This is a genomic window from Vibrio sp. SCSIO 43086 (assembly GCF_051132235.1).
Classification (GTDB): domain Bacteria; phylum Pseudomonadota; class Gammaproteobacteria; order Enterobacterales; family Vibrionaceae; genus Vibrio; species Vibrio diabolicus.
The window spans coordinates 1,934,368-1,950,167 of the sequence record NZ_CP072677.1; the positions used below are offsets into that span (position 1 = coordinate 1,934,368).

23 protein-coding genes are annotated in these 15,800 nt (G+C 39.8%); all 23 read right to left on the minus strand.

Annotated features, from left to right (window positions below):
• Positions 1-230: 230 nt before the first annotated feature.
• Positions 231-707 carry a GNAT family N-acetyltransferase gene (locus J8Z23_RS09005; protein WP_434633053.1) on the minus strand — a complete coding sequence of 159 codons (477 nt, stop codon included), beginning with the start codon at positions 705-707 and terminating at the stop codon, positions 231-233.
• Positions 708-843: 136 nt separating this feature from the next.
• The gene (imm45, locus tag J8Z23_RS09010; RefSeq protein WP_301659305.1) at positions 844-1,182 is read right to left on the minus strand and encodes an Imm45 family immunity protein; all 339 of its coding nucleotides are present in this window, start codon (positions 1,180-1,182) and stop codon (positions 844-846) included.
• 744 nt (positions 1,183-1,926) lie between these two features.
• A complete protein-coding gene (locus J8Z23_RS09015) occupies positions 1,927-2,223 on the minus strand; it encodes a DUF7716 domain-containing protein (RefSeq protein ID WP_434633056.1) in 297 nt (98 codons plus the stop codon).
• A 183-nt stretch (positions 2,224-2,406) separates the two neighbouring features.
• The gene (locus J8Z23_RS09020) at positions 2,407-2,946 is read right to left on the minus strand and encodes a hypothetical protein (protein WP_031778161.1); all 540 of its coding nucleotides are present in this window, start codon (positions 2,944-2,946) and stop codon (positions 2,407-2,409) included.
• A gap of 1,170 nt (positions 2,947-4,116) precedes the next feature.
• On the minus strand, positions 4,117-4,458 hold the full coding sequence (locus J8Z23_RS09025; RefSeq protein WP_069537329.1) for a hypothetical protein: 342 nt from the start codon (positions 4,456-4,458) through the stop codon (positions 4,117-4,119).
• Between the two features lie 154 nt (positions 4,459-4,612).
• Complete coding sequence (locus tag J8Z23_RS09030; RefSeq protein WP_005448158.1) at positions 4,613-4,960, minus strand: zinc ribbon domain-containing protein; 348 nt, start codon at positions 4,958-4,960, stop codon at positions 4,613-4,615.
• 146 nt (positions 4,961-5,106) lie between these two features.
• On the minus strand, positions 5,107-5,463 hold the full coding sequence (locus J8Z23_RS09035; RefSeq protein ID WP_069490865.1) for a cell envelope integrity protein TolA: 357 nt from the start codon (positions 5,461-5,463) through the stop codon (positions 5,107-5,109).
• A gap of 138 nt (positions 5,464-5,601) precedes the next feature.
• Positions 5,602-5,889: a hypothetical protein gene (locus J8Z23_RS09040; RefSeq protein WP_301659598.1), complete on the minus strand. Its 288-nt coding sequence runs from the start codon at positions 5,887-5,889 to the stop codon at positions 5,602-5,604.
• 773 nt (positions 5,890-6,662) lie between these two features.
• Entirely contained in the window at positions 6,663-7,010 is a 348-nt protein-coding gene (locus J8Z23_RS09045) for a hypothetical protein (protein WP_145531947.1), read from the minus strand.
• A gap of 161 nt (positions 7,011-7,171) precedes the next feature.
• A complete protein-coding gene (locus J8Z23_RS09050) occupies positions 7,172-7,579 on the minus strand; it encodes a hypothetical protein (protein WP_025769021.1) in 408 nt (135 codons plus the stop codon).
• Positions 7,576-8,016 (minus strand): type VI secretion system amidase effector protein Tae4, encoded by a 441-nt coding sequence (locus J8Z23_RS09055; protein ID WP_301659555.1) that lies wholly within the window; start codon positions 8,014-8,016, stop codon positions 7,576-7,578. Before J8Z23_RS09055 ends, J8Z23_RS09050 begins: the two co-directional genes overlap by 4 nt.
• A 233-nt stretch (positions 8,017-8,249) precedes the next feature.
• Positions 8,250-8,624: an SMI1/KNR4 family protein gene (locus J8Z23_RS09060; RefSeq protein ID WP_301659556.1), complete on the minus strand. Its 375-nt coding sequence runs from the start codon at positions 8,622-8,624 to the stop codon at positions 8,250-8,252.
• 133 nt (positions 8,625-8,757) lie between these two features.
• Positions 8,758-9,156, minus strand: a complete 399-nt coding sequence (locus J8Z23_RS09065; RefSeq protein WP_434633065.1) for a hypothetical protein — start codon at positions 9,154-9,156, stop codon at positions 8,758-8,760.
• A 136-nt stretch (positions 9,157-9,292) separates the two neighbouring features.
• The gene (locus tag J8Z23_RS09070) at positions 9,293-10,204 is read right to left on the minus strand and encodes a hypothetical protein (RefSeq protein WP_301658983.1); all 912 of its coding nucleotides are present in this window, start codon (positions 10,202-10,204) and stop codon (positions 9,293-9,295) included.
• Between the two features lie 144 nt (positions 10,205-10,348).
• Positions 10,349-11,131, minus strand: coding sequence for a phosphotransferase family protein (locus J8Z23_RS09075; RefSeq protein ID WP_301658984.1), 783 nt, complete (start codon positions 11,129-11,131; stop codon positions 10,349-10,351).
• A gap of 694 nt (positions 11,132-11,825) precedes the next feature.
• Complete coding sequence (locus J8Z23_RS09080) at positions 11,826-12,128, minus strand: hypothetical protein (protein ID WP_434633068.1); 303 nt, start codon at positions 12,126-12,128, stop codon at positions 11,826-11,828.
• Between the two features lie 141 nt (positions 12,129-12,269).
• Entirely contained in the window at positions 12,270-12,644 is a 375-nt protein-coding gene (locus J8Z23_RS09085) for a hypothetical protein (RefSeq protein WP_301659353.1), read from the minus strand.
• Between the two features lie 132 nt (positions 12,645-12,776).
• Positions 12,777-13,085, minus strand: coding sequence for a hypothetical protein (locus tag J8Z23_RS09090; protein WP_434633070.1), 309 nt, complete (start codon positions 13,083-13,085; stop codon positions 12,777-12,779).
• Positions 13,086-13,428: 343 nt separating this feature from the next.
• The gene (locus J8Z23_RS09095) at positions 13,429-13,689 is read right to left on the minus strand and encodes a hypothetical protein (RefSeq protein WP_256965169.1); all 261 of its coding nucleotides are present in this window, start codon (positions 13,687-13,689) and stop codon (positions 13,429-13,431) included.
• Between the two features lie 3 nt (positions 13,690-13,692).
• Positions 13,693-13,983 (minus strand): hypothetical protein, encoded by a 291-nt coding sequence (locus J8Z23_RS09100; RefSeq protein WP_256965168.1) that lies wholly within the window; start codon positions 13,981-13,983, stop codon positions 13,693-13,695.
• Positions 13,984-14,194: 211 nt separating this feature from the next.
• Positions 14,195-14,479, minus strand: coding sequence for a MazG nucleotide pyrophosphohydrolase domain-containing protein (locus J8Z23_RS09105; protein ID WP_017448465.1), 285 nt, complete (start codon positions 14,477-14,479; stop codon positions 14,195-14,197).
• A 173-nt stretch (positions 14,480-14,652) separates the two neighbouring features.
• The gene (locus J8Z23_RS09110) at positions 14,653-14,970 is read right to left on the minus strand and encodes a MazG nucleotide pyrophosphohydrolase domain-containing protein (RefSeq protein ID WP_301659351.1); all 318 of its coding nucleotides are present in this window, start codon (positions 14,968-14,970) and stop codon (positions 14,653-14,655) included.
• Between the two features lie 247 nt (positions 14,971-15,217).
• Positions 15,218-15,433 (minus strand): hypothetical protein, encoded by a 216-nt coding sequence (locus tag J8Z23_RS09115; RefSeq protein WP_301659350.1) that lies wholly within the window; start codon positions 15,431-15,433, stop codon positions 15,218-15,220.
• Between the last annotated feature and the right edge of the window lie 367 nt (positions 15,434-15,800).

Sequence of the window (15,800 nt, forward strand, 5' to 3'; positions counted from 1 at the left end):
ACCTTAGGCAATTCTATCTTAGTTCTAAGGCTTTAAGCACATGTCAACTTGACTGAACTTATAGGCTAAATCACTAAATTGAGCCCAGAAGTAATGAGCTATAACGCCCTGTTAAGGGGTGAGCAACGCAATACCGAAGCTGCTGCATACCACCTTAATCACTTAAACTAACGCATAGTGAAAATGCCACGCGTTGCGAATCCCTCTTGAACAGTTTGTTATACGATGACTCACAGCAAGCGCTGAAACTGACCGTTTTTAGCTTTGAAGCCCAGTTTGTTAAACAAAGCTTGAGACCTAAAGTTACCCTCATCAATATCGGCAGACAATTTTTCAATGCCCAAAGATTTAGCATGAGAGAATAATAAACTAAGAGCTTCCGACATATACCCTTGTCGCCAGTACGATGAATTTAGTAAGCACCCGACCTCACAGGAATCACCGCTATCACTAAAGCTATGTAAGCCGCAGGTTCCAATAACTTTGCTTGTCGCTTGCTCCATAACAGCCCATTCAAACGATTCATCTGATTTCTCTAGTCGGACGACGCTTTCTAGCATCTGAACTACCATATCTTCCGATGTGAAAACTGGGTCTGAAGCAAATTCCATTGTTTGAATGTCACCATAAATTTCAAACAAATCATCAGAATCATTCGTTTGAATTGACCTCAAAACAATTCTACTTCCGTGTAAATCAGGCTTCATTTTTCTCCTTAATCGTATAACGCCCAATTAAGGTGTGAGCAACGCCTCACCCAAACCTAAAGCATTGTGCCATAGACACTAGAATTGAAGTAGAAGCAAAAATGCCAAGCGTTGTGAATCCCTCTTAAATTGCTTGTTAGGCAATAGATCCAATTTCCTGCGTATAGCCCTCTGATACTTGTACTTCAGACACTGATGTTTCGGGATAAACCCAATTAGTCCAATTTTCAATAAGCCAGCTCTTGCTAATGGCTTGAACTTTTCCTTTCGCACGCGCCTCTAATGGCAGTCCACCTTCATGGTGACCACTTTTATAACCAGTGGTGCAAACAAGAGAAAAACCACTTTCGGAAGCTGAGTCTAAAAACAGCATAAAGTCGACAACAGATTCGAATGGATAAGTAGCAGGAAATCTAAACACAGTTCCCCGCCACAAGTTCTCATCTTCTAATTCTACTAATTTTTTCCATTCCATAACTGCAAAATTCCTGATATTGCCTAACGCCCTGCTAAGGGGTGAGCAACGCAATACAAAAGCCGCCGCAAACCACCTTAATCACAAAAATCAACGCATAGTGAAAATGCCACGCGTTGCGAATCCCTCTTGAGCAGTTTGTTAGTTTGCAAACCCAAGGAGTTGATTTTACGTTATTTTAAATTTTGAAAACAATAAGCTTTATGTGCTTTGATGCACTTAAGTCAGGCTTAGTCTCAAAGCGGCTAGTCAATGAAACCACTTGGAACAAACAACGTGGCAGAAACCGAACTCACAACACCAAAAAACTCTTTTGGAAAACTAATCTCACAGTGCAGACTTTCAACAAAGCCACTGAAACCACGTGGAACTTACCACATCAGAGAAAACGTCACTTCAGCGAGTAAATCGGCTTTTGTCGAGACAAACTCAACGAGCAGAGTTTCAACAAAAAAGTTCAACTCATTTAACCCAAAAGTCGCCGCACCAAAGAATAAATCAATCTATGCCTGATTTGGACTTTGACCACGCAAATTAACACTGAAATTGAACGCCGATACAACAATTTCGACTTTGAGCTTTTCCCACTAGATCTTGTGATACAGCTACGTTTTTCCTCTTGCAAACTAACGCCCTGTTAAGGGGTGAGCAACGCAATACCGAAGCCGCCGAAAACCACCTTAATCACTAAATTCAACGCATAGTAAAAATGCCACGCGTTGCGAATCCCTCTTAAACAGTTTGTTAGCTGTTGATTTGTATAAATGCATCGTTTTCATAGTAATACTTAACTGCACTTAGGAGCTCGCTAGAACTAAAATCTGTTTTCTGTTCATGTAGATTACTTTTTACACTTTGAAGGTCTGCTACGCTAAGGAAACTTTTATATCCTTTCTCGAACGGATAAATTGGCTCATCATCGTCATCACGCTCTTCTTCTAGATCATCATCGATGATGAGAATCCGTGACGACATGCAAATAGACTGCTCATAGAATATATAAGCACATAGATTCCATTCGAAAGATTCAATTTTACTCATTACCTTTTCAAGGTCTGACTCTAATCGCAAAAGATTTTCCTCATAAAAACAGCTAACGCCCAATTAAGGTGTGAGTAACGCGACCACGAAACTCAACCATACCACCGTAAACACTGAACTCAACAATGGAATGAAAAATGCCAAGCGTTAGGAATCACTCTTAAATTGTTTGTTAGAGGTACATTAATCTAGGACATCTTTGAAGTGATTATAGATCTCTTTGACCATTTCTCTTTGTCGAACATCTTGTATATGACTTAAAACATCTTCACGTTCAGATTCTGAAAGCTTTGCAATTGCACGAACTAGAGCGTTAACGAACGGCTCTGTGAACTCACTGGTTACCTCAGATAATCTTTCTGATAATTTAGGTACCAATGACTCTAAAACATTAGCGAGCTCTTCCTTTGGAATGTGTTTATTTTCATATTCTTCTTTGATTTTGTCGATTTGTTCCTTTTGTTCTAGCTCGATTTCTCGTTTTAAGACAGATTCAATTTTTTCAGGTGAGAACGTCTCCGTATATTTTAAAGCAGAGTCAACAACCTTACTTTGACTATCAATAGCCGTCGATTGTTGTTCGATAATTCCCTTCGTTTCATTTATGACTTTCTCTTGTTGAGTTATACGGTCCAAAAGGACTTTATTCTTATTTTTCTGATATAGAAAAATAAATACCAGAAGAATTGAATTAAGAATTCCGAAATAGTCTTGATATTGCATAATTTCCCTTGTGCCTCTAACGCCGCATTAAGGTGTGAACAACGCGACCACGAAACTTAACCTTACCACCGAAAACACTGAACTCAACGACGGAATGAACAATGCCAAGCGTTGAGAATCACTCTTAAATGCTTTGTTATAGCACGGGGTCAATAGTCCTTTTCAAGCAAATAATGCAACTTTAAAATCAGGGACGCAATTTCGCTAGCTGTAGAATTTTTAATCCTACGCAATGTATGCGAAACAGAGCCCTCCACAATATTTCCTTGAAAATCCTTGTAAGGACCATACTTCGTTAATTTACTCTGAATCTCTTCCCATATCAGCAACAAATCGTCGGGGAAATGATGATCAACCAAATTACAAGTAACATCATTTACTGCTTTTAGACGTGAGCGAGCGTCGCCCTCCCCGATACATAGGCATTCGACAGCATCTTTAATATGTCTTTTTACATATTGATATTTAAACATATATTTGTCATTTTCCACTTAGTGCTATAACGCCTTGCTAAGGTGTGAGTAACGCAACACAAAAGCTACCGCACAGCGCCTTAATCACCATAAGCCACCGCAAAGTAAAAATGCCACGCGTTACGAATCACTCTTAAGCAATTTGTTAGTACATGCGCTACTTCTATTTGTGCGCTCCAAGATATTGAAAAGTGGCATAATATGAAAGGCTTTAAACACTGAAGTGAGACTGGCAGCTACAAAACTTTACCCCGATTAAAAGACGGAAGTTGGCTAGAAGAAAAATGCACTGAACTCCCCTACTTTTACTGGCTTCAACTTAGAAAAGGATTCGGTCCTCGTACTCCGACGACAGCATCAATTCCAGCCAAGATTCACTCAGAAGCCGCCACAAAAATGAAGAAGCACCAAAGAAATAGGCTAAGAGTTAGAAACCGTAAACGGTGAAATCAAAGCAAACACTCCGCATATAGTGCCACCGGAAAGAACGTGAAAGGTACGAACTGAAAGGTGTAAAGACGAGCGCCAACACAGATAAACACCAAAACTGATAACCTTTGATGCTAAACCCGTACTAACGCCTTGTTAAGGGGTGAGCAACGCAATACTGAAGCCGCTGCATACCGCCGTAATCACTAAAACCAACGCATAGTAAAAATGCCACGCGTTGCGAATCCCTCTTGAACAATTTGTTAGCTTAAATTATGTAGCACCAAGCCACACCACCCCAAAACATAATATTCAAAGTCCAGACCATCACACTTTGGATAGGGAGCATATGAAAAACTAACTGTGGACATGCCCTAAGCTCTCTCAGCGAGAACAACATTTGAGGCTGGAAGTCCCAACTGGTAGCTAAACGCAGACCTCTTTTAAAGCGAGGATGATTCACCAAATATTCGGCGTAAGATGAATAAATTGTCCACAATCCGAAAAGACCAAACAGCTCAATTATCGAGATAACTTCCAAACTAAATGGCAATAATGAAGGTCCACCAATGAGTAAAATACCTGCAAATATCCATTTTTTACTTCTCATTACACATCCTTGTTAATGATTTAAGCTAACGCCCTGTTAAGGTGTGAGCAACGCAATGCCGATGCCTCCGCATACCACCTTAAACCCCAAACACAACGCATAGTAAAAATGCCACGCGTTGCGAATCACTCTTAAACAGTTTGTTATGCCTATGCTAACCACCTAGAAAATCTAGTATTTTTTGTCCAGTACCTAGACCTCGTTTGTAAAACTCAGTGTGACCGCAGCTACTGCATGATAAGAAATAAAAACGGTGTTTGTTGTAATTGAAAAATGTACTCCAAAATCCACCACTGGCTCTTAACTCACCAACCTCATATGACTCTGAACCACATTTATCACAGCAGTATTCAAACTTCGATTTCACTTTGTCATTCCCTAACAGGTGGTTTGCCATCTGCTTGTTTGCAAGCTCTTTGCCTAAAGACCCGCACTTTTCACACTTCAATGATGAGTGTTCATTGCTATGCCCGCACCCAAAGCACTCCCATTTACTATCCATATTTCCTCTTATAGGCTTAACGCCTTGTTAAGGTGTGAGGCACGCAATACCTAAGCTTCCGCATAACACCTTAACCACTGAAGCCAACGCATAGTAAAAATGCCACGCGTGCCGAATCACTCTTGAACAATTTGTTATGTTCACGGCTACTCTAAATCAACGGTAAGGTTAATATCTTTAAACTGCTCGAACTCTTGCGGACTTAGACTCAATAAAAATTCGAATGGGGAGCTGTTCTTTACTGCTTTTTCGACCGCGTTATCAAACGAGCGAAGCCCACTAGTTTTTAGTACCGAGAATTCGGTAACCTCAGCTTTATCATTAAGTTTGAAGTTTACACGGACATCGTACCCTAGATACTCATCTTGCTGATTCAATTCATCTTGTATTCGCACTTTCATCAAGGATGCATTGTGAACTAGTCTAGCCTCTGGCGAATCATTGAAACCAACACACCCAGCAACAAACATTGATATTAATGCAATAAAAATTGCGTTTTTCATTATTAACGTTCCTTGAACATAACGCCGCGTTAAGTAGTGAGCAACGCAGACCACCAAGCTTAAAGTATTGTGCCGTAAACACAAAATTCAAAGCAAACCGAAAATGCCGAGCGTTGCGAATCTGTCTTAAACGCTTTGTTATGTGATATTTTGCTTATCTGATAGTTTTCTATACCGCCACTCTCCTAGAAACCAAGAGATAACATTAAACGGAATACCAATTGCTAATAACAACATCACCGTCGTAGGCAACTCAGTGAGAAACTCTCCCCATCGGTTTTGGTTAGTAAAAAGAGCAAAACCAGCAAACTTCCCGAGAAAGAGTCCCCCGCTAATGATTAAAGTTTGAGTGGTTATGTAGTAAGCAGCACCTTTTTGTCGTTTATTTGCCCAGTTTTTAAACCATTTATTTTGAGACTCTGTCATCTTGTTCCTTTCACTTTGGTGTCGGTCTTATCTAACCTAACCATATGAAACTAAGATACAATTTAATTGAAAACTTATACGAGCAATATCGCGATTTAGGTATATCACATAACGCCTTGCTAAGGTGTGAGTAACGCAATACAAAAGCTACCGCACAGCGCCTTAATCACCATAAGCCACCGCAAAGTAAAAATGCCACGCGTTACGAATCACTCTTAAGCAATTTGTTAGTACATGCGCTACTTCTATTTGTGCGCTCCAAGATATTGAAAAATAGCATAATATGAAAGGCTTTGAACACTAAAGTGAGACAGGCAGCTACAAAACTTTACCGCATTGAGAGATGAAAGTTGGCTAGAAGAAAAACGCACCAAACTGCCCTACTTTCACTAGCTTCAAATTAGAAAAGGATTCTTTCCTCGTACTTCAACAGCCACACCAAAAGTAACCAAGGTTCTCTCAAAAGCCACCACGAAAATGAAGAAGCGCCAAAGAAATAGGCTAAGACTTAGAAGCCGTAAACGGTGAAATCAAAGCGGACACTCCGCATATAGTGCCACCGGAAAGAACGTGAAAGGCACTAACTGAAAGGTGTAAATACGAGCACCAAAACAGATAAACACCAAAACTTATGACCTTTGATGTCAAACCCGTACTAACGCCTTGTTAAGGTGTGAGGCACGCAATACCTAAGCTTCCGCATACCACCTTAACCACTGAAATCAACGCATAGTTAAAATGCCACGCGTGCCGAATCACTCTTGAACAATTTGTTATGCGCGTTCTCCACGATTGAACGCAGCTACGGTAGCGCGTAATCTAGTCAACTTAAACTCTGTAAGTAACACTGTAACAAAAGACAATATAGAAACGGAGATAAGTGCAATATTTATCAAGGTATTACCACTAAACTCATAAATACCTGATAGACCACTAAATAGTAAAAGACTGGCAATTATCGATAAAATCGAATCATTCGTTTTCACTTTATACTCATCAGCAGATATATCTTTTATTATCGAAACCGGATTTGAAAGTCCGTCAAGCCTAACTGCAATTTTTCCTTTTTTAATTTTAACTTTTATGCCAGAGCTTCTTAATGAATTAGCTAAATCTTCCATGATTGATTATCTCCATTTCTGCAAGCGCATAACGCCGCATTAAGGTGTGAGCAACGCTACTACGAACCTAAACCATTGCGCCAAAAAACACGAAACCCAACCTTGAACTGAAAATGCCAAGCGTTGGGAATCACTCTTAAATGCTTTGTTATGTATAGCGGCTAGAGAGACCAATTGTAGCTTTTGAAAAACACATGATCTATAGGAAGAACCGGGCACAACAATGCCCCTTCAAGCGGCTTACTGACCGCGATTACTTTTGAAACCTCATCAATCATTACACCAACAGATTCAAGAGAACAGTTCTGTTCGACACTTACCCCCCATTTTTCAGCTTGATTAGAAGATATAGGTTGACCTAGAAGAATGGCTACTTTGTTACCTTTTACACTGAGTGTCTGTAAATCACCTTGAGCATTAACTGCCCAATTACATGGAGAAGTTAGTTTTGTTTCAAAAATGGTAGACTCTTCAAACAAAGTACAAGATGATCCATTGTTAACTGACAGATTAAATGCTAACGAAGAAAAACTAACAAACGATAAAAGTAGCGCAGTTATTTGTTTCACTGTTTTATCTCCCAAAACCAAACTTCATCACCAAGATTAATCCAATCAGGGGCGCCTCCCTTCATATGCTCGCCATCCCAAACGTCAATGTGATCGGTACTACCCCACCCATTCCTGATAAAGATAATCCCTCTCCGACCAATTAATGATTTTTCTCTTTGATCTTTAATAAGCTCTTTATTTCCAAATATATTAGGGTTAACAGAGATCCAATTTGCTAACTCTTGGGCTGCTAAAATGTGTCTCGGACTATGTTTAAAGCCAGGGTAGCAGCGCCTATTAGGATATTTTTGGTCAAAAGTTGAAGTGTCGATACCTATTTCCTCCAGAGCAACCCCCATACGAATAGCACACTGATTAGGAAAATGAGCCCTATCACAAGGAGATTTTGGGTATGGATGGTTTTTCCATAACTTGGCAAATTGAATTACTGACACTGTACGTACCTCACTGAAACAAAAAAAGTACTCTAACACACTCAAAATAATCAAACCTGTTTCATATTAAATAGTGCGATCATTCTTTCGAAACTCGGATACATAACGCCGCGTTAAGTGGTGAGCAACGCAGACCACCGCAACTAAACCATTGTGCCGTAAACACTTAAGCCGAAGCAAACCAAAACCGCCAAGCGTTGTGAATCCGCCTTAAACGCCTTGTTATGTTCGTTCTATTCTGTTTCAAACTCCCTCAAGAGCTTCTCGACAAACTCGCCCAAATTGTTAGCAAATAGATTGCATTCCATTTTATCGTGGTCTGCAAAGCCAACCGAAAATTCCGTATTTGTATGGTTGATCACGTAATAATCACCACAACCATTGTGACCAATTATAAAGTATCGATCTGGCCACTTTTCTCCAAAATAACCACTTTCTCTTACCTCTAGATTTCCTGAGATTATTTCATCAGCATTAGTAAGAAAATGGAAATCTTCTGCTTCAGTGCCAGCCAAAGTTTCGGGGTAATTTAAAAGCGCCTGCTTATAACAATTAGGAAGCATGACCCCTATCTTGCTTTCAATTAGATTCACCTCTTCTGACTTCATTATTACTCCTAGAACATAACGCCTTGTTAAGGGGTGAGCAACGCAATCCCGAAGCCGCCGCACACCGTCTTAATCACCTAAACCAACGCATAGTAAAAATGCCACGCGTTGCGAATCCCTCTTGAACAATTTGTTATACGAATGTCTTCAGTGCCAACACTTGCTGCTCAAATAACTCACAATCTGACTTTGAGTATGACTTGGCGACATTAACCCATTGAACGCCCGTTTCATCTATGTGGCGAAACTCGACTTGAAGTGCATATTTAGAGCAACGAAGAAGAGCAAGAACCAAACCTACGACCGTCAGACTAAGAACTAAAACTAGTAGCCATTGTGGTACCTCTTCCAACCTTGGAATAACTAACCAAACTGCCCCTGAAAAAACACACACCCAGAATAAAACTTGACCTAAATTATCAAGAAAACTTAACTTTTTAACCCTAACATTGTTTATCTTAGACAAAGGATATGAGTCTTTCTTAAACCTGAACTCTTTTGAATCCAAGTTAAAATCAGTACTTTTGTACATAATTTCCCTCTATTCGTATAACGCCGCGTTAAGTGGTGAGCAACGCTACCACCAGACCTAAGCTATTGTGCCGTAAACACTAAAGCCGATTCAAACTGAAAATACCAAGCGTTGGGAATCCGTCTTAAACGCTTTGTTATACGCTTTCTGTACCTTGGATTAAATTTAGTTGAACATTATGAACGACTTCGACAACCATTGGCTCAAGATTATCACCTAGTTTGAGTTCTAGCTTCGGAGAGGATGTGTATGTAGAAAGGGCTTGTTTAATAGCGGCATAGTTATCTTCAACGACCATTTGTAACTGCTTGACAGTTAAATATAGAAAGTCAGACTGCGTTATGGCATGAATAGGGTGTTTACTTGAAGAGTAGCCACCTCCCATGGGTAGATATTCCGTACCATCATTCACAATTACAGTAGTAGTAGTTGCTTTCTTCCTTAACGTTCTTCTTTCGTCAGTTGTTAAAATTGGAGAATTAGAGTTTGTTTTAAAAATATATGGTCGTAACACATTCGGCCAGTTGTCATGCATGACTTGAATTAAGTCAGTATTCGTCCAAGTGACTACCGAACCACCTGCTTTCTCATGTTGTAATATGTCGATCAAATAAGCGTCACTGCCACTAAAGTAAATAAAAAGTAATTCGTCACTTCTATTCTCTTCAAAATGTAAGTGATGTATTCCCCATTCAGCCAAAAGTAAGTCTGCAAATTTGGATTGATTCAATTTCAGAACTCGATTGCTGAGTAGAGCATTTACATCATCGCCTCTTGACAGTTTACTGGCAAGCTCGACAATTTTATTAGAGTTCGATAGCTTATCTGATATGTGGATATTCCACTTCTGTACGGGCACACGCCTAGAGTATACGGTAAAGAAATGGTTCAAGAGATTAAGTAGATCATAATGCTCGATTTTTTCTTTTAACTCCTCAGAACGCCTATCTTGTTGACGTAATTGTTCTGGAGATGGAACGATTAATCCGGATTCTCTCAATGCTAGTTGTAACTCTCCAGACAAATCTGATAGAAAATCTATATTCATTTTATTCTCCAAATCCCAAAAAGCGTATAACGCCGCATTAAGGTGTGAGCAACGCTACCACGAAACTTAACCATGCCACCGTAAACACTAAAGCTGAAGTAAACCGCAAATGCCAAGCGTTGGGAATCACTCTTAAATGCTTTGTTATAACGCATTGCCCATTTTATACAACCAATCTGGCAGCGTATTGTTAAACCACTCTAAGTATTTGGATTTTTGGGGTTTATCTCTACCAACCAGAATGTTGATGACTTCAATTGCTATCCATGTTTTTGCGACAATTAAATTAGTCAGAGGAGTTGGAGGTAAGTTACTAGAACCCACTTTTCCATATTGTTCGATAATTGATTCAAATGCATCTATTGAACCCATACCTATGACTAAAGGGGCTAAATCTATTGTTGGACACCCTAAACCAAATCGCTCCCAATCAAATAACACCAATTCACCGCTTAGTCTGCGTCCCCAGTTACCGTTGTTGGTGTCGCCTGAGATATAAGATTGCATATTAAATATTGAATGCTCTGAGTTTTGAATATGATTAAGTGCATCGATTGAAACATCGGGTAACTTAAGGTGCGTTAACGCGTGAGAGGTCGCTTCTTTAGACCACTGATGTTGGCAAATTTGAAAAGGCTCTTCAATCACAGAACTGTGTAAGTTTGCTAACTGTTCGTATGTTTCTAATGATTGGAACAATTCAGAAATCGAAACTGTTTGAGGGATGTACTCTATGACTAGAGTAGAGCCAGAAAGGTGAAGTACTTTAGGACTTTGAACACCAGATTGGATGATTTGGGGGGCTACTGTTTCGTAGAATTCCCTTTCAACAGATGAAACATCACTTTTTTGTATGCAGTGTTGACCGCCGAACTCAATTAATTTTACCGTCGAACTGCCCATTTGCGCTAAGTCTAAATTACTCACAGATCTCTCCTGCGTTATAACGCCCTGTTAAGGGGTGAGCAACGCAATACCGAAGTCGCCGCAAACCACCTTAATCACTAAATTCAACACATAGTGAAAATGCCACGCGTTACGAATCACTCTTAAGCAATTTGTTAGTACATGCGCTACTTCTATTTGTGCGCTCCAAGATATTGAAAAGTAGCATGATATGAAAGGCTTTGAGCACTGAAGTGAGACGGCCAGCTACAAAAGTTAAACTCAATTGAAAAACGAAAGTTGGCTAGAAGAAAAACGCACTGAACTACCCTACTTTCACTGGCTTCAAATTAGACAAGGATTCTTTCCTCGTACTTCAACAGCCACACCAAATGTCATCAAGGTTCTCTCAAAAGCCACCACGAAAATGAAGAAGCACCAAAGAAATAGGCTAAGAGTTAGAAACCGTAAACGGTGAAATCGAAGCGAACACTCCGCATATAGTGCCACCGGAAAGAACGTGAAAGGTACAAACTGAAAGGTGTAAAGACGAGCGCTAAAACAGATAAATACCAAAACTTATGACCTTTGATGTCAAACCCGTACTAACGCCCAATTAAGGTGTGAAGCACGCAATGACCAAGCCTCTGCATTTCACTTCAACACCAAAAACCACCGCATGCCAAAAATGCCACGCGTGCTAAATCACTCTTAAATTGTTTGTTAGGTTTGTAGCCTACCATTCACTCTGAACAATAACAGTTTTCGTTGAACCAAAGTATTCAATAACAGTGACACCAATATTAGAAAACACGTGATACCCACAGTGCTCAGTGAAAATAGCCACCTGACCTTTATCTGGATTGTCCAAAGCAAATGCATGATTGAACTTACAATAAGATTCATCTTCAAATATGACTTCAACATTATCTGGTGAGAAGTCATAACACATCAAACCAGACTCAGAAATTTCATCAGCACTGCGATTCAGCTTAGAACTTAAAAGACCAGCCCATTCTACAACAAGATTTTTTCTCATTTTTTCCCATTAAAACCTAACGCCCTGTTAAGGGGTGAGCAACGCAATACAGAAGCCGCCGCAAACCACCTTAATCACTAAAACCAACGCATAGTGAAAATGCCACGCGTTGCGAATCCCTCTTGAACAGTTTGTTATAGCTCAAGCGTAAACGTATTGCTCAACTCTCTTACCCCGGTCATCAACTGTAATAGCTTTAACATATACCTGGTGATTTTTAGCCATGTAGACTTGAAGATAAAACTCTTTAAGGCGTTCTAAAGAAACATTGTGACTAGCTGCATGTTTTGGAAGCCACTCTCGGTAGTAACCTATTGATTTTCTAATTCTCGGAGTAAGCCTAAACAACTCCTCAGTACGAGCTGGAACCCAAGAAATCTGAACTGGCTTACCTTTGTTCAGGCGAGCTAAAGTATATAAGTCTTCAAATATAAATGCGTCATCAACATAGTTGCACCCACCAACAAATGAGTGAGTGAAGTTGTGAGCCATTGATTTAATTAACTTATACTTCATGTTACCCCTGAGCTATAACGCCCTGTTAAGGTGTGAGCAACGCAATACCGAAGCTCCCGCATACCACCTTAAACACTGGCGCCAACGCATAGTAAAAGTGCCACGCGTTGCGAATCACTCTTAAACAGATTGTTAGCATTCTTGGTTTGTAGGTTGCTGATTACTATCTTTATTACACGAATTTGAATTTTCAAATTTACTAAGATTATCAGCCGTAGAATACACGTCTGCGGTTTTTTGTATTGGCTCGATTACTTGTTGGGCTTTGTTAGCTGTAGAGTTAATTTCTCCAGTGTCATTCACTGTATCAATTACCCTAGTGCTGTCCGATATAGTTGAAACTCTGTCTATGTTGCGAGTTGCTTTCCCAATATCAGCTAACCCGCCTATGATTGATAAGGCCACTGCTATCGCGCCACCACCAATGAACACATTTTTCATACTCTACCCTCTGAATGCTAACGCCGCATTAAGGTGTGAGCAACGCTACCACCAGACTAAGCCTATACGCCTTAAACACGAAACCCAACGATGACATAAAAAATGCTAAGCGTTGGGAATCACTCTTAAATGCCTTGTTAGTTTTTTGTTTCTAGAGAGTGCTTATTTTCCAAGTCTTCTACCCTGTTTTTTAGTTTCTCTAACTTTCGAGAATAAATAAAGAAACCGATTTGAGAACATACTACGGCCACATAGAACAGGTTATCTCTGTGTTGAGCTGGAGCATCATTCCACAACCATATAGCGAAGACAGTGACAAGCACATAAGAAATAATATTTGAAATCATTGATGAAGCCCCGAAACCAATCGCACACTTCGATTTTCTAACTCTGTATTTACTTTTTTTAATTCAGACTTATTAAACGCAACAGCTCCCCAAATGACAAGCATAGCTAAACCACCTCTGCCAAGTTTACCTCTAGCTTTAGATTCCTTGTATAGGTCTTTGATTCCAAGGCTTGAAGCACTAATACCTATATAACTAGCGAAATTGTCTAAAAAGCTATGAAAATCTTTATCAGACTGTAACTCTTTCTCAGTCATTGACTACATGCCATATTGCGGGTTAACAAAAGTAGTGTCTAACGCTCCTGTTACTAGTTTTCCCATTAAGGCTCTATTCGAAACACTTCGTATCAATTTCATAGCATCCACTCGTTGCTTCTGACTGAGATGTCTATACAAGATCATCGAACAAATCGCATCTACTTCTACTTTTCCCGCCCCAACAAGTAGTTCTGGTTTAAAATCGATTATTTTAGCTAGTATTCTTAATTGTTCTTGCTCATTGCTTGGCAAATTATACGGTAAACTGCTAACTGAAATTACGTTACTCATTACTCATCCATGTATAATTTTAGGACTTATTCTAAAAAAGAATAATATATGCACTTAGTGGTGTATAGAAGATGTTATGAAACTAACGCCTTGTTAAGGGGTGAAGCACGCAACACCGATGCTACCGCATACCACCCTAATCACTTAAACCAACGCATAGTAAAAATGCCACGCGTGCTGAATCCCTCTTGAACAATTTGTTATACGCGTCCTATCGGTTGTACTTAACCTTATTCAGAACTTCTTTTAGTTCATGCGTTTTCTCAAGGTTTACACCGTGAATATTGGCTAAAGCACAAACATAATACAAGACGTCATATAACTCTTCTGCGATTGAACCTTTTAATTCATCTAGCGTTGGTTGCCCACTTTTACCTTTGCGAATAGATTCTGATAATTCGCCAACTTCTTCGATTAGTTTTAAAAAATAGTGTTCAGATTGCTCTGGCGCATAATCGAATTCTTTTATATGACTTTGTAACTCAGATAACTTCATAACGTCCTTTTTGTATCATTTTCCATTAAGCGTATAACGCCTTGCTAAGGTGTGAGCAACGCAATGACCAAGCCTCTGCATTGCGCCAAAATCACTAAACCCAACGCAAGCTAAAAATGCCACGCGTTGCGAATCACTCTTAAGCAATTTGTTATGTGCGTAGCTCAATTTATTTATGACCAGGTTCTTTGACTGTTTTTCTGCTCTTTTTCCAAAAATGCTTTTTCAAGGTCAATATCATACCTATTAGCAATGGAACACAAGTAGATGAAAATATCTGCTAACTCATCGCTAATGTCACCAACTTTAGATGTTGGATCTATGGCGATGCCTTCTGCTTTACGCACCGCTTTAAATAATTCACCTACTTCTTCACCAAGAAGCAGACATTTCTCATTCACAAGTTGTTCTGAAAATCCTCGCTCAACTTCAAGCTCTGCTACATATTTCTGAAAATCGATTAATCTCGCATTTGACTTCAAAACTGGCATAAATACTCCTTTTTCCGGAAAGCACATAACGCCCTGCTAAGGGGTGAGCAACGCAATACCGATGTTGCCGCAAACCACCTTAATCACTAAATTCAACGCACAGTAAAAATGCCACGCGTTGTGAATCCCTCTTGAGCAGTTTGTTAGTTTGCAAACCCAACACGTTGATTTTACGTTATTTTAAACTTTGCAAACAATAAACCTTATATGTTTTGATGCACTTAAGTCAGGCGTAGTCTCAAAGCGGCTACTCAATGAAACCACGTGGAACAAACAACGCCGCAGAAAACGAACTCACAACACCAAAAAGCGCTTTTGGAAAACCAATCTCACAATGCGGACTTTCAACAAAGTCACTGAAACCACGTGGAACTTGCCACACCAAAGAAAGCGTCATTTCAGCGAGTAGATCGGCTTTTATACCAACAAACTCAACGAGCAGAGTTTCAGCGAAAAAGTTCAACTCAGTTAACCCAAAAGTCGCCGCACCAAAGAACAAATCAACCGTTGAAACGATACCAATTTTGGATTTTCATCACGCTAGTTAACACTAAAATTGAAAGCCAATACGACAACTTAAACTTTGAGCTTTTACCACTAGATCTTGCGATATAGCTGCGTTTTTCCTCTTGCAAACTAACGCCCTGCTAAGGGGTGAGCAACGCAATACCGAAGCCGCCGCAAACCACCTTAATCACTAAAATCAACGCATAGTAAAAATGCCACGCGTTGCGAATCCCTCTTGAGCAGTTTGTTAGTCGCGAGGCACCGAGCGACAATTTTAAGCCGAACTAAACTTTGCGAACAACAAACTTTATGTGCTTTGATGC